Origin of the sequence: Aeromonas sp. RU39B (assembly GCF_900156095.1) — a bacterium.
Taxonomy (GTDB): domain Bacteria; phylum Pseudomonadota; class Gammaproteobacteria; order Enterobacterales; family Aeromonadaceae; genus Aeromonas.
This window is the reverse complement of the sequence record NZ_FTMJ01000006.1, coordinates 164817-178347: the sequence shown is the minus strand read 5'-3', so window position 1 is coordinate 178347 and position 13531 is coordinate 164817. Positions and strand designations below refer to the sequence as shown.

Below are 13531 nucleotides of genomic sequence, written 5' to 3'. Positions count from 1 at the left end.
AGGTTATAGGCCTTATGAGTCTTTTTCTGGATTTTGAACAGCCGATCGCCGAGCTGCAGGCGCAGATTGACGAACTCAAGCATGTGAGCGAGCACAATAGCGCCGTCGACCTCAATGAGGAGATCCGCCGGCTGGAGAAGAAAAACGAGGAGCTGACCAGGAAGATCTTCGCCGATCTCGGTGCCTGGCAGGTATCCCAGATGGCGCGGCATCCGCAACGTCCCTATACCCTCGACTACATCGCCCAAATCTTCACCGATTTCGACGAGCTGGCCGGTGACCGTGCCTATGCCGACGACAAGGCGATCGTGGGTGGTATTGCCCGTCTCGATGGCGAGCCGGTGATGGTGATTGGCCATCAGAAGGGTCGCGAGACGAAAGAGAAGATCAAGCGCAACTTCGGCATGCCGCGCCCGGAAGGGTATCGCAAGGCCCTGCGTCTGATGAAGATGGCCGAGCGTTTCAAGATGCCGATCATCACCTTTATCGACACACCGGGTGCCTATCCTGGCGTGGGCGCTGAAGAGCGCGGTCAGTCTGAAGCCATTGCTCGCAACCTCAAAGAGATGGCGGGTCTGACGGTGCCGGTGGTGTGCACCGTGATTGGTGAAGGCGGCTCAGGCGGTGCGCTGGCCATTGGCGTGGGGGATCGCGTCAACATGCTGCAATACTCCACCTATTCGGTCATCTCGCCGGAAGGGTGCGCTTCTATTCTGTGGAAGAGTGCTGACAAGGCCTCGGTTGCTGCCGAAGCGATGGGCATCACTGCCCAGCGCCTTAAAGAGCTGAAACTCATCGACCATATCGTGAATGAGCCACTTGGTGGCGCTCACCGTGATATCGAGAAGATGGGTGGGTTGCTCAAGGCGCGTATCAAGCAGGATCTCGACGCCCTGCGTCCGCTGGATAGCGAACAACTGCTTGAGCAGCGCTATCAGCGTTTGATGAGCTACGGCTACTGCTGATAGCCAAGCTCACAGGTTGTGATCTTCTGGCCCCCGCTTTGCGGGGGCTTTTGTTTTTGTGCAATTCGAAGATGGCTTTTGTCTTTTTTGTCAACAATGGTGTAGTCGGTTATCACAGTTGTTGAAAGCGCGGCAGCGGATTTTGCTGTGCTCCGAGTGGAGCTTTCAGATGGGTTCCAATGTGGCCACCACGATGGAGTGATAGGTAACTCTATGAAAACAATGAAAAGTTGGTCAAAAACTGGATTAGCAAATTGATAACAAGTGGCCAGCCATGAAAGTTTAATTAATCAAATGTTGTTTATAATTTGTGTTTTTTTGGAAATTTCAGCGTGATCTTTATCAGTCAAAAATCGACTTCAATCAAACTTCTGTTGAAAAATTAAAAAATCACTATCGTTCATCAAGTGGTTTTACTAGAGTCAGCATCAGTCAGGATGAGCGCGTTAAGAAGATGTTGTAGCGCAGGGGTGCATCCTGAAGCCCGGGGAGAGGCTGGCACAGCAGCCGTTTCCCGCAGGCATGTCAGGCAGACGAATCGGCTCAGGATGAGCCCTTGCGGGAAACCCCGGTCGGCACCACACAATAAATTCGACAGGAATGACAGATGTCTGACATGAATATTGCCGCCCAAGGCGTCGTAAACCAGCAAGAAGCGAGTGCTTCCGGCTGGCAAAAGGTGGACCTGGTCTGGATGCTGGGTCTGTATGGCACTGCAATCGGTGCTGGTGTTCTGTTTCTGCCGATCAACGCCGGTGTTGGCGGACTTTGGCCGCTGGTAGCCATGGCTCTGCTGGCGCTGCCGCTCACCTACTTTGCTCACCGTGGTCTGACCCGCTTCGTGCTCTCCGGCTCTGGCCGTGACAGCGATATCACCGAAGTGGTTGAAGAGCACTTCGGCAAGGCTGCCGGTAAGCTGATTACCCTGCTCTACTTCTTCGCTATCTACCCGATCCTGCTGATGTATTCGGTCGCTATCACCAACACGGTTGAAAGCCTGCTGATCCACCAGCTCGGGATTACTCCGCCGCCCCGTGCAATTCTCTCCCTAGTATTGATCCTGGGCCTGATGACCGTGGTACGTCTGGGTGGCCAGTTCATCGTCAAGGCGATGAGCGTCCTGGTGTTCCCGTTTGTGGTCACTCTGATGGGTCTGGCTCTGTACCTGATCCCGCACTGGACCGGTACCATGATCACCGAAGCGCCGGCACTGTCCGATGCCTTCAATGGCGGTTTTGTGAAGACCCTGTGGCTGGCTATCCCGGTCATGGTGTTTGCCTTCAACCACTCGCCGATCATCTCCTCCTTCGCCGTTGACAACAAAGGTCGCTACGGTCAGAACGCCGAGAAGAAGAGCAACCGCATCCTGCTGGGCGCTCACACCATGATGGTGCTGACCGTGATGTTCTTCGTGTTCAGCTGCGTATTGAGCCTCTCCCCGGCTGACCTGATGGCTGCCAAGGAGCAGAACATCAGTATCCTGTCCTATCTGGCTAACCACTTTGACAACCCGTTCATCGCCACTGTGGCACCGATCATCGCCATCGTTGCTATCAGCAAGTCGTTCCTCGGCCACTATCTGGGTGCCAAGGAAGGTCTGAACGGTCTGATGGCCAAGCATCTGCGTGAGCAGGGCAAGTCGGTCGATGTGAAGCAACTGGACAAGGTCACTGCCATCTTCATGATCCTGACCACCTGGGCCGTTGCCACCATCAACCCGAGCATCCTCGGCATGATCGAAGATCTGGGTGGCCCGATCATCGCGATGATTCTGTTCCTGATGCCGATGTACGCCATTGCCAAGATCCCGGCCATGCGCAAGTATGCCGGTAGCCCGAGCAACCTGTTCGTGACCCTGATTGGCCTGATTGCCATGTCCGGTATCCTCTACAAGCTGCTTGCCTGATTTCGGGTTATCAGCCAGCAAAAAGCCGCCTTCGGGCGGCTTTTTGCATTATAAGCAGCGTACAACGTCCCTATTTGCCAAACACGGTGCTCACCAAGTCGTATCTTATAGGCAAATTTTTATAACATTCTCCATACTATCCTGAGCCACAGAAGTTTTCAGTTATCGACGCTCATACAAGTGGTTGTGTTGTTCGTTGTAAGGGACATGTCCATGTTTAATAGCAAAATAAAGCAGGAGCTGGCCTCCGCCCAGGAGCAGCTGTCGCGTAGTCAGGCGGCGATAGAGAGTGTGCGAACTCATCTGCCAATGATTGAATTTTCCCCCGATGGCACCATTCTCTACGCCAGTAAACTGTTCTTGCAGGTAGTGGGCTATTCGCTTGATGAAATAGTAGGTAAACATCACGCCATGTTCTGCGATGAGCAGGAGGCCCGTCAGGGCAGCTACAAAGAGTTCTGGCGTCAGCTGGGCGCGGGTCAGGAACAACGCGGTGCTTTTCGCCGCTTTAACCGCCAGAGACAACCGATTTGGCTCGAGGCGACCTACTTCCCGGTACGTGAGCAGGGGCGGGTGACCAAGGTCATCAAGATTGCGGCCGATGTGACTAGGCAGCACGATGAGCTGGTTACCCAGAAGGCGGTGTGGGAAGCGCTCAACCGTTCGCTGGCGGTGATTGAATTTACCCCGGGTGGCGAGATCCTGACCGCCAACCAGAACTTCCTCGACACCATGGGTTATCGGCTGGAGGAGATAAAAGGGCGCCACCACCGCATGTTCTGTGACGATGAGTTCTATCGCAGCAACCCGGACTTCTGGCGCGATCTGGCGGCTGGCGGTTTCAAATCGGGCCATTTTCAGCGCTTTAATCGCCAGGGTGACGAGGTGTGGCTGGAGGCTACCTACAATGCAGTGCGCTCCCCCAGCGGCGACGTGCTCAAGGTGATCAAGTTTGCCTCCAATATCACGGCCAATATCCAGCATGCCAAAAAGGTGCAAGAGGCGGCCCAACTGGCCCATGAAACCTCGACCATGACCGAACAAGCCGCTCTGCGAGCCAATGGCATGCTGGAGGAGACAGTGCGCACCTCTGGCTCGATTTCCCATCAGATGCAGGAGGCCAGCACCCTGATGGAGCAGCTCAACAATCAGTCCCAGAGTATTGAGGCGATTGTTTCCACCATCAGTGGCATTGCCGATCAGACCAACCTGCTGGCACTCAATGCGGCCATTGAAGCGGCCCGAGCCGGCGAGCAGGGGCGCGGGTTTGCTGTGGTGGCTGACGAGGTTCGGCAACTGGCGGCGCGCACCTCCCAGTCCACCGGCGAGATTGCCAACGTGGTGCGCAAAAACCGTGACTTGACCGGTCAGGTCACTGCCCAGATGGCCGAGGCCTCATCCAGTGCCGAGCTTGGTCAGCGGCAGTTAGGTGAGGTGGTGCAGGTGATGGACGAGATCCGTCATGGCGCCGAGCATGTGTCGGCGACGGTGGTCAATCTCTCCCGTTAATGCGAGTTATGATACATAACGAAGGGGTGACTGATGTCACCCCTTTTTACATGATGCAGAGAGCGTCATTTAGTCGAGATAGAACACCTCATGCAGTGGCGAGCTCACCGGACTGTTATCCGGGTTGCTTGGCATCACATCACCCATGTATTGCCACCAGCGCTGACATTCCGGGGTGCTGGCGATGGCATCCCAGCGCGCTTCTGACTCCACCTCGACGGTCGCAAACAGCAGATGGCGCGTTGCATCGAGATAGATGGCGTAGTGGTGGGCGCCATGGGATTTGAGCACCGCTTCCAGCTCAGGCCAGATGGGATTGTGGCGGCGCTGGTACTCTTCATGTTTGTCCGGATTGACCTGCATCACGAAGGCCTTGCGGATCATAACGCCTCCAGGTAGAGCTCGCGTACCTCGTCACGACTGGCGCTGCGCGGGTTGCACGGTGCGCAGGGGTCGGCCAGGGCCTTGTCGAGCCAGCCTTCGATGTCAGCTTCGGTGATGCCAAGCTTGCTGAACCCTTCCGGAATGCCCACCTTCTCGGAGAGCGCACGGATGGCTTGAATCGCCGCCAAACTGGCCTCTTCTTCACTCATCTTGCCGGTATCAACCCCCATGGCCATGGCGATGCGGGCAAAGCGGGCCACGGCGCGCGGACGGTTGAAGGCTTCAATGACCGGCAACAAGATGGCGTTGCACACTCCGTGCGGCAGGTTGTGGGTGGCACCCGGTTGGTGGGCGAGGGCATGCACCAGACCAAGTCCGGCGCTATTGAACGCCATGCCGGCCAGATACTGGCCGTAGGCCATCATTTCCCGTGCTTCCAGATGGTGTCCGTCGGCAACCGCCGTTGGCAGCCAGAGGTTGATAAGGCGGATGGCTTCCAGCGCGTTGGCGTCGGTCAGCGGGTGGGCGGCGACCGACACATACGCCTCGACGGCGTGGGTCAGGGCATCCATCCCGGTGGCGGCGGTGACACTCGGCGGAATATCGAGCATGACGCTGGCATCATCCACGGCAATATCGGGGATGATGTTCGGGTCGATGATGACCTCTTTGACCTTGCGATCCACATTGATGATGACGGCGTTACTGGTCATCTCGGCGGCAGTGCCGGCCGTGGTGTTGATGGCAATCAGCGGCACCCCGGCATGGGTGACCTTGCACACACCGGAATAGTCGGTGGAGCAGCCGGGATTGGCGGTCAGGATCTTGATCGCTTTCGCGGTATCAATCGGGCTACCACCGCCGAAGGCAATCAGGTAATCACACTGGGATGCTTTGTAAAATGCCAGCCCCTCTTGCACCAGCGGCTCGGTCGGGTTGGGGAAGACCTTGTCAAACAGCGCATAAGGTAGCTGGTGGGCATCCAGTGCACTGAACAGGCTGTCGAGCAGCCCTAGCTTGACCAGTTGTCCATCGGTCACGATCAGCGCCTTGCCCCACTTCTTGCCGGCGAGCTGCTTGACCATGTCGCCGATTGCACCGGCACCGTGAAAGCTGATCTTGGGTAATGCCAACATGAAGCTCATGGTTATCTCCTTAAACTTACTGTGGTTTTTGGGCGACACCCAGCCGCCCTCCGTCTTGCTAAAACAAATCAGCGCTGTCTGCGTGCCAGGATGCGGCGGGTGATGATGGGCAGCGAAATCACCACGATCAGCATCAATCCGACGATGATCGACATGACAATGCCCGGCACGTTGAGCAGGCTCAGGCCAAAGGTCACCAGTCCCATCAGGAAGGCGGCGATGATGACGCCCACCATGCTGCCGGAGCCGCCGAGGATATTGACGCCGCCCAGCACCGCCATGGTCACCACCGACAACTCCCAGCCGAGCGCGATGGTCGGGCGAGTGCTGCCGAGGCGTGAGGTGAGCAAAATGGCGGCCAGTCCGGACATCAATCCGACCAGGGCAAACAGGATCAGGTTGTGGCGGCGCACATTGATACCGGAGTACCAGGCGCCGGTCGGGTTGTTACCAATGGCGTAAGTGCGCCGGCCAAAGTTGGTGCGATGCAGCAGGAAGGTAAACGCTGCGGCCAGCACCAAAAACAGGGCGAACTCAAACGACAGCGCGCCCCACACATAGCCCTGACCAAACCAGGCGAAGTGCTCCGGGTACTGGTTAAGGGCCTGATCGCCGAGCAGGATATAGGTGATGCCACGATAGAGGCTCATGGTGCCGATGGTGATAACGATCGACGAGAGGTTAAAGCGGGTCACCAATATCCCGTTGAGTAGACCGCACAGTAGCCCAACGCCCAGTCCTACGCACACCAGCAGCGGTGTATCGACCCCGGCAGCGGCGCAAAAGCCCATCGCCGTGGAGCTCAGGGCGATGGTCGAAGCCACCGACAGATCAATTTCGCGGGCGATGATCAGCATGGCCATGGGCAGCACGATGATCGCCTTCTCGGTGAAGTTGAAGGTGGCGTCCGACAGGTTCCAGATGTTCAGGAAGTAGGGCGAGGCCATGGCATTGATGGCAAACACCACCAGCGTCACGGTCAGCAGGAATCCCTCCCAGCACAGCAGGCGTTTGAGCAGCGGTGTATGAGTTGGCGCCTGAGTCAGCGGCCCGGTATTCATCGCGGCAGTCATGATCTCACCCCCTGTTGCTGGTGGGCCAGCGCCGCATCACGCAGGATGAGGCGTCCCTTGCGCTGGTTGCCCCGCTCATTGAGCAGAACTGCAATCACAATCACGGTGCCGGAGATGGCCATCTGCCAGAAGGGAGAGATGCCGATCACCGGCAGGGCGTTGTTGATGACACCCAGAAACAGCGCACCGCACAGGCAGCCAAGCACCCGACCGGTTCCGCCCGTGGTACTGACGCTGCCAATCACACAGGCTGCCACTACCTGCAGCTCAAAACCGTTAGCCACGTCAACATAGGCAACCGCAAAACGGGATATCCACAGATAACCGCAAAATCCCGCCAGCGCGCCGGAGAGGCAGAAGCTGACAAACTGCATCTTGCCGGCGTTGATCCCGGTGTAGTAGGCCGCGGTGGCGTTCCCACCGGCGGTGTAGAGCGCCCGGCCGGTACGGCTGTAGCGCAGGAAATACCCCACGACCAGCAGCACTGCGATGGCGCACCAGCTCAGCAGCGGCAAGCCGAGCAGCACGCTGCGCGGTAAGCCGAGAAAATCGGCACTCATCTGGTGGGCATTGATCCAGCCACCGTCCGAGAGCAGAAAGATGATGCCGCGATAGATGCTCATGGTGCCGAGCGTCACCACGATGGCCGGAATGCCGAGCTTCCACACCAGCAGGCCGTTGATGGCGCCCATCAGCAGGCCCAGCAGGGTGGCGAGCAGCAGCAGGGCCCACACCGGGATCTCGGGGTGATGGAAGTTCAGCAGGGCCACTATCATGCCGGTCAGCGCCAGATTGGCCGCCATCGACAGGTCGATGCCCTTGGTCAGCAATACCATCATCTGGCCAAGCGCCAGAATGATAAGGATGGAGGTGTCATTGAAGATCTCCACCAGATTACCGGGCGCCACAAACGAGGGAACGCGACTGCCAATGGCTGCCACCATCAGCAGGATCACGCCGGCCAGCAGCGCCTCGCGGTTCTTAAGCAGTTGTTGCCACATCATGCGGCCTCCTTACCGGCGCCACTGGCGGCGCTCACGATGGTTTCTGCCGTGGCCTCGCCAGCCTGATACTCGGCGACCATCAGCCCTTCGTGCATGACCAGAATGCGATCGGCCATGCCCATCACCTCCGGCAGCTCGGAGGAGACCATGATCACCGCCAACCCCTGCGCCACCAGCTCGGACATAAACTGATGCACCGCCGCCTTGGAGCCGATGTCGATCCCCTTGGTCGGCTCGTCGAGGATGATGACAGTGGGGTGGGTGGCGAGCCATTTACTGATCACCACCTTCTGCTGATTGCCGCCAGAGAGGGTTTCGACCGGTTGTTGCCAGCTGAAGGCCTTGACCTGTAACCGCTTGGCGAACTCGTCGGCCAGCGCCCACTCCAGATCGTCGTGCAGCACGCCGTTTGGATTGAGCCGGTCGAGTTGGGGCAGACTGATGTTCTGGGCAATCGGCAGCTCGATGATGGCGCCCTGCTTTTGCCGCTCTTCCGGTACGCAGACGATCCCGGCGCCAATGGCATCGGCCGGCTGGTGAAAGTGGACCGGTTTGCCGCACAGGATGATCTGCCCGGATGAGGGCTGTGACACTCCCGAGAGCGCCTGCATTAGCTCGGTGCGGCCGGCACCGACCAGACCGTAGAAGCCGAGGATCTCCCCCTTTTTCAGGGCAAAGTTGATGTGGGCAAACTCGGTGGGGTGGCAGAGATCGCGCACCTCCAGCACGGTTTCGCCCCACTCGCAGGCCACCTTGGGGTAGGTCTGGGTGATGGCGCGACCGACCATCATGGCCACCATTTTCTCTTCGGTGATGTCACTCATGGCGCCGGAGCCGATATAGGCGCCATCGCGCAGTATGGTGTAGTGGTCCGCCAGCTCGAAGATCTCGTCGAACTTGTGGGAGATAAACAGGATGGCCTTGCCCTCCTGCTTGAGCCGCTCGACGATTTGATAGAACTCGAGAATCTCGTGCTGCGAGAGGGCGGCGGTTGGCTCGTCAAGGATGACCACCTGCGCCTCAAACGAGAGGGCGCGGGCAATCGCCACCATATGACGCTGGGCGATACTCAGGGTTTTTAAAATGGCGCGCGGATCAATCTGCACCTCGAGACGATCCAGAATCTCGCGTGCTTTCTGATGCATGGCTGGCCAGTCGAGCTTCTTGAGCCACCCCTTGTGGATGTACTGGCCGACAAAAATGTTCTCGGTGACCGACAGCTCATCAAACAGCACGGTCTCCTGATGAATGGCGGTGATCCCCATCTTGTGAGCCGACTCCGGGGTTGGCAGAGTGATGGGAATATCTTTATAGAGCAGTTCACCCTCGTCAGGCTGGTAGATACCGGTCATGACCTTGACCAGGGTGGACTTGCCCGCACCGTTCTCACCAATCAAGGCGGTGACTTGGCCGGGCCAGAGATCGAGCTGCACGTTCTCGAGAGCGCGGACACCAGGGAAAATCTTGGTGATGCCTTTGAGAGAGAGCAGCGGTGTGGATGCCGTCATGATCATGCTCCTGCAAACCCCTCTCCCGAGCCGGGAGAGGGGAGGCCCAATCAGAAGATTTTCGAGAACTTGTCGATATTGCTAGCGTCGTAGACAAACGGCTCGGCCATGGCGCCGGCGCCGTCAGCGTCGAGCTGCACCTTACCCAGTTTGCCCATGCTCGCTTCGGTCTTGGTCGCTGAGCCCTTGACCAGATCGTCCGCCAGATAAGTCGCGGCGTAGCCCAGATCGATCGGATTCCAGATGGCGAAATTGAGCGAGGCGCCCGACTTGATGGCTCCGGCCATCTCGGAAGGCAGGCCCAGCCCGGTGACAAACACCTTGCCAATCTTGCCCTGATCTTTGACCGCTTGCGCAGCGGCCACGATACCGACCGAGGAGGGCGAGACGATGACCTTCAAATCCGGGTAAGACTTGAGCAGACCAACTGCTTCCCGGTAGCTCTTGTCGGAGAGGTCATCGCCGTAAGCGACGGTGACCAGGTTGACCGACGGATACTTGGGCAGCACTTTTTTCATCTCGCCAATCCAGATGTTCTGGTTGGTGGAGGTGGGAGTGGCGCTGAGGATAGCCACATCACCCTTGTCGACTTTCAGTGCCTTGAGCGCGTCGGCAGCCAGCTTGACGTTGGTTTCGCCGATCAGGGCGTTGTTGGAGGGGTTGAGGTGGATCTGGCGACCCGGCTTGGCCACGCCAGAATCCCAAGACACCACCTTGATGCCGCGCTGCATGGCTTTTTTGAGCACTGGCACCACGGCATCCGGGTCATTGGCGGAGATGGCAATGGCATCCACGCCCTGGGCAATCAGACCATTGAGCACTTCAATCTGGGCTTCGGCCGTGGTCGTGGTCGGGCCGGTATAGATGACCTTGACGTCACCTATCTCCTTGGCAGCCTCCTGGGCGCCGACGTTGGCCGCCTCGAAAAAGCCGTTACCTAATGATTTCGCAACCAGGGCGATCTTGACCTCGGCAAGCGCAGTGCCGGAAAACGCCAGAGTGGCCAGGGCGAAGGTACAACAGGCGATTTTTGTTAATTTCATTGTGTGTACTCCACCTTTAATGACTCAGTGTGCAGGGAACAGGGTTATCTCTTCGCCCCCCGGCCAGATAGCCAAGAGAGCGTGAGGCTTAAGCGCAAGCGCTGCGAGCAGATGCGCCGCTGCGCTTGCGCTACCGGGTGCGCCGCCGGTGATGGCAGCGTCCGGATTTAGGTGCGAAGGCGCAGGGTGTGCTGCTCGTAGTGGCGCACATCACCCAGCCAGGCCGCATCAGCCGGGGTGTCGTGGCGCAGGCAATACATCTCCCACACCGCCTGCCAGGGCAGGGATTTTTGCTCTTCCAGCAGTGCCAGACGGGCGGTGTAATCCCCTTCCAGTTCGAGTTGACGCAGCTGCCCGGTGGGCTCGAGCAGGGCGCGCAGCAGCGCTTTTTTCATGTTGCGGGTACCGATGACCCAGGCGGCGATGCGGTTGATCGATGCGTCAAAGAAGTCGAGCCCGATGTGCACCCGATCAAACAGACGATGACGCACAATCTCGCAGGCAATGGCCTGGGTTTCGTCATCGAGCAGCACCACGTGGTCGCTGTCCCAGCGCACCGGACGGCTGACGTGCAGCAGCAGGCGCGGCACATAGAGCATGGCGCTGGCAATCTTGTCCGAGATGACCTCGGTCGGGTGGAAGTGGCCGGCATCGAGACACAGTGCAGTCTGGCGGCTGGTGGCATAGCCCATGTAGAACTCGTTGGAGCCGACGGTGTAGCTCTCGGCGCCGATGCCAAACAGCTTGCTCTCTACCGCATCGATGTGGTGCTTTTGGTCAAACTTCTCGGCAATCACCTCATCAAGGGCACTGAGCAGCCGCTCGCGCGGTGCCAGCCGATCTACCGGTTGATCTTTCATGCCATCCGGGATCCAGATGTTCATGACCGAGGCGGTACCAAGTTCACGGCCGAAATAGGCCGACACGCGGCGACTGGCCTGGCAGTGCTCAATCCAGAAGCGGCGGATGTCCGGGTTGGAGTGCGACAGGGTAAAACCATCGGCACTGAGCGGGTGGGAGAAGCAGGAGGGGTTAAAATCGAGCCCCATCTTGTGCGCTTTGGCCCAGGCCACCCAGCCGGCAAAGTGCTCGGGCTGAATGTCGTTACGCTCTACCTTGCCGTCGGCTTCCAGATAAATAGCGTGCAGATTGAGACGCTTGGGGCCGGGGATCAGGCGCATCGCCTGCTCCAGATCGGCGCGCAGTTCGGCGGCATTACGGGCCTTGCCTGGATAGTTACCGGTAGCCTGAATTCCGCCTGTCAGGGAACCCTCTGGATTTTCAAAGCCGCTCACGTCGTCGCCCTGCCAACAGTGCATCGAGACGGGCAGGGTGTCGAGTAGACGCAGCGCCTCCTCGGCATCGACGCCAATGGCGGCAAAGCGGGCCTTGGCCAGCTCCCAGGATTGATGGATATGGGTGGTCATGCACACGTCTCCTTATCGAGATGTTCGTGGTGGCGATAACGGGCGCCGAGGCGGGCCAGCTCGCTGCGGGATTGGGGCTCGAAAGTGAGCAGGGGTTGGCTCTGGGCTATCAGTCGGCGCACGGCACTGACATCGGCCAGCTCGCCGAGAGCGATCAGCTGGCAGCCGATATTGCCCAAGGTCGATGCTTCGATGGGGCCGGCAACCACCGCAATGGCGCAGGCATCGGCGCACAACTGGTTAAGAAAATGGTTCTGGCTGCCGCCGCCCACCACATGCAGGTGCGAGAAGGGGCGGCCGCGCAGCTTGGCCAATTCAGCGAGCACCTCGGCATAGAGCAGCGCCAGACTGTCAAAGATGCAGCGGGCCAGCTCGGCATTGCTCTGTGGTAGGGGTTGTCCGCTTTGGCGGCAGGCCTCCTGAATGGCGGCGCACATGCTGGGCGGGTTGATAAAGCGGCTGTCGTTGGGATTGATGACGAAAGTGGCCGCAGGCAGTTGGCGCGCCTGTTCAATCAGCGCGGGCAGATCGGTGATGGCGCGCTCGCTGCAAACCCGTTGCAGCAGCCACAGTCCCATGATGTTTTTGAGCACCCGAAAGCGCCCCTCGGCGCCGCCCTCATTGGTGATGTTGGCCGCCAGCGCGTCAGCGCCCCGGTAAGGGGTAAGGCTCTCAAAGCCCATCAACGACCAGGTGCCCGATGAGAGATAGGCGCTGTCCGGCTCTTGCAGTGGGGTGGCCAATACGGCGCTGGCGGTGTCGTGGGTCGCCACGCAGATCACCGCAATGGTTTGTCCTTGCGGGCTTTGCCAGTGGCCAATCACGGTGCCGGGCTGGGTCAGCTTGCCAAACCAGTGGCGCGGCGCACCGCTCCATGCCAGCAAGTGATCGTCCCACTCGCCGCTGTCGATATTGAGCAGTTGGGTGGTGGTGGCGTTGGTGTATTCCCAGTTGAGCTGGCCGGTCAGGCGATAGTGCAGGTAGTCGGGAATCATCAGGGCGTGCGCGACCTGATCGCTTAACTCATCCGCCAACAGGCTCTGGGCGCGCAACTGGTAAAGGGTGTTAAACGGCAGAAACTGGATGCCGGTGCGCCGGTAGATCTCGGCCGCACCGAGTTGCTCCTGCGCCTTGGCCATCACCCCGTCGGTTCGCCCGTCGCGGTAGGCCACTGCTTGAGCAACCCGCGTTCCGTCGCCGTCGATCAGCACATAATCCACCCCCCAGGTGTCGATGCCGATGCTGTCGATAGTGATGCCGCGCTGGCAAGCCAGCTGCAGTCCGTGGCGAATTTCGTGCTCAAGCGCTTCGACATCCCAGCAGACTTGTTCACCCCGGTTGACCAGATGATTGGTAAAGCGGTGCAGTTGCAAAAGAGAGAGCTGGCGCTGCTCGCCATCAAAACGGCCCAGCATGACGCGGCCGCTCGAGGCGCCCAGATCCACGGCAATGCAGTGACGAAGGGTCATGGCGCTATCCTTGCTGACATATCCAAGTTGATAGTCGCCAGTGTAAAAACGCAGCAGGCTAGGCTCCTTCGTTTCAATGCCATCGAAACGCGGCACAC

At 58.9% G+C, this 13531-nt stretch carries 11 protein-coding genes; 3 read left to right on the top strand and 8 right to left on the bottom strand.

What is annotated here, in order from left to right; translation table 11 throughout:
* The first annotated feature begins 14 nt into the window (after nucleotides 1-14).
* From accA to BW958_RS20740, 3 genes are all read left to right on the top strand, one after another.
* Nucleotides 15-965 carry an acetyl-CoA carboxylase carboxyl transferase subunit alpha gene (accA, locus tag BW958_RS10765; protein WP_076575734.1) on the top strand — a complete coding sequence of 317 codons (951 nt, stop codon included), beginning with the start codon at nucleotides 15-17 and terminating at the stop codon, nucleotides 963-965.
* Nucleotides 966-1572: 607 nt separating this feature from the next.
* Nucleotides 1573-2871: an HAAAP family serine/threonine permease gene (locus BW958_RS10760; protein ID WP_076575733.1), complete on the top strand. Its 1299-nt coding sequence runs from the start codon at nucleotides 1573-1575 to the stop codon at nucleotides 2869-2871.
* Nucleotides 2872-3084: 213 nt separating this feature from the next.
* Nucleotides 3085-4380 carry a methyl-accepting chemotaxis protein gene (locus tag BW958_RS20740; RefSeq protein ID WP_076575732.1) on the top strand — a complete coding sequence of 432 codons (1296 nt, stop codon included), beginning with the start codon at nucleotides 3085-3087 and terminating at the stop codon, nucleotides 4378-4380.
* 69 nt (nucleotides 4381-4449) lie between these two features.
* Here the strand turns inward: BW958_RS20740 and rhaM are convergent, their stop codons facing one another.
* The 8 genes from rhaM to rhaB form a co-directional block, all read right to left on the bottom strand.
* Nucleotides 4450-4764 (bottom strand): L-rhamnose mutarotase, encoded by a 315-nt coding sequence (gene rhaM / locus BW958_RS10750; protein ID WP_076575731.1) that lies wholly within the window; start codon nucleotides 4762-4764, stop codon nucleotides 4450-4452.
* Nucleotides 4761-5909 carry a lactaldehyde reductase gene (gene fucO / locus BW958_RS10745; RefSeq protein ID WP_076575730.1) on the bottom strand — a complete coding sequence of 383 codons (1149 nt, stop codon included), beginning with the start codon at nucleotides 5907-5909 and terminating at the stop codon, nucleotides 4761-4763. The genes rhaM and fucO overlap by 4 nt, the downstream gene beginning before the upstream one ends.
* Before the next feature lie 68 nt (nucleotides 5910-5977).
* The gene (locus BW958_RS10740) at nucleotides 5978-6982 is read right to left on the bottom strand and encodes an ABC transporter permease (protein WP_076575729.1); all 1005 of its coding nucleotides are present in this window, start codon (nucleotides 6980-6982) and stop codon (nucleotides 5978-5980) included.
* On the bottom strand, nucleotides 6979-7986 hold the full coding sequence (locus BW958_RS10735) for an ABC transporter permease (RefSeq protein WP_218641758.1): 1008 nt from the start codon (nucleotides 7984-7986) through the stop codon (nucleotides 6979-6981). The genes BW958_RS10740 and BW958_RS10735 overlap by 4 nt, the downstream gene beginning before the upstream one ends.
* On the bottom strand, nucleotides 7983-9494 hold the full coding sequence (locus BW958_RS10730; protein ID WP_076575728.1) for a sugar ABC transporter ATP-binding protein: 1512 nt from the start codon (nucleotides 9492-9494) through the stop codon (nucleotides 7983-7985). Before BW958_RS10730 ends, BW958_RS10735 begins: the two co-directional genes overlap by 4 nt.
* Nucleotides 9495-9544: 50 nt before the next feature.
* Nucleotides 9545-10537 (bottom strand): rhamnose ABC transporter substrate-binding protein, encoded by a 993-nt coding sequence (gene rhaS / locus BW958_RS10725; RefSeq protein ID WP_076575727.1) that lies wholly within the window; start codon nucleotides 10535-10537, stop codon nucleotides 9545-9547.
* A 167-nt stretch (nucleotides 10538-10704) separates the two neighbouring features.
* Nucleotides 10705-11964, bottom strand: coding sequence for an L-rhamnose isomerase (locus BW958_RS10720; protein WP_076575726.1), 1260 nt, complete (start codon nucleotides 11962-11964; stop codon nucleotides 10705-10707).
* Nucleotides 11961-13433: a rhamnulokinase gene (gene rhaB, locus BW958_RS10715; protein ID WP_076575725.1), complete on the bottom strand. Its 1473-nt coding sequence runs from the start codon at nucleotides 13431-13433 to the stop codon at nucleotides 11961-11963. Before rhaB ends, BW958_RS10720 begins: the two co-directional genes overlap by 4 nt.
* Nucleotides 13434-13531 lie beyond the last annotated feature (98 nt).

Bases quoted from the DNA above. Each gene is read 5' to 3' on its own strand.
- rhaS (WP_076575727.1), bottom strand. From the start codon at position 10,537: ATGAAATTAACAAAAATCGCCTGTTGTACCTTCGCCCTGGCCACTCTG.
- BW958_RS10740 (WP_076575729.1), bottom strand. From the start codon at position 6,982: ATGACTGCCGCGATGAATACCGGGCCGCTGACTCAGGCGCCAACTCAT.
- BW958_RS10720 (WP_076575726.1), bottom strand. From the start codon at position 11,964: ATGACCACCCATATCCATCAATCCTGGGAGCTGGCCAAGGCCCGCTTT.
- fucO (WP_076575730.1), bottom strand. From the start codon at position 5,909: ATGAGCTTCATGTTGGCATTACCCAAGATCAGCTTTCACGGTGCCGGT.
- accA (WP_076575734.1), top strand. From the start codon at position 15: ATGAGTCTTTTTCTGGATTTTGAACAGCCGATCGCCGAGCTGCAGGCG.
- BW958_RS10735 (WP_218641758.1), bottom strand. From the start codon at position 7,986: ATGATGTGGCAACAACTGCTTAAGAACCGCGAGGCGCTGCTGGCCGGC.
- rhaB (WP_076575725.1), bottom strand. From the start codon at position 13,433: ATGACCCTTCGTCACTGCATTGCCGTGGATCTGGGCGCCTCGAGCGGC.
- BW958_RS20740 (WP_076575732.1), top strand. From the start codon at position 3,085: ATGTTTAATAGCAAAATAAAGCAGGAGCTGGCCTCCGCCCAGGAGCAG.
- BW958_RS10730 (WP_076575728.1), bottom strand. From the start codon at position 9,494: ATGACGGCATCCACACCGCTGCTCTCTCTCAAAGGCATCACCAAGATT.
- BW958_RS10760 (WP_076575733.1), top strand. From the start codon at position 1,573: ATGTCTGACATGAATATTGCCGCCCAAGGCGTCGTAAACCAGCAAGAA.
- rhaM (WP_076575731.1), bottom strand. From the start codon at position 4,764: ATGATCCGCAAGGCCTTCGTGATGCAGGTCAATCCGGACAAACATGAA.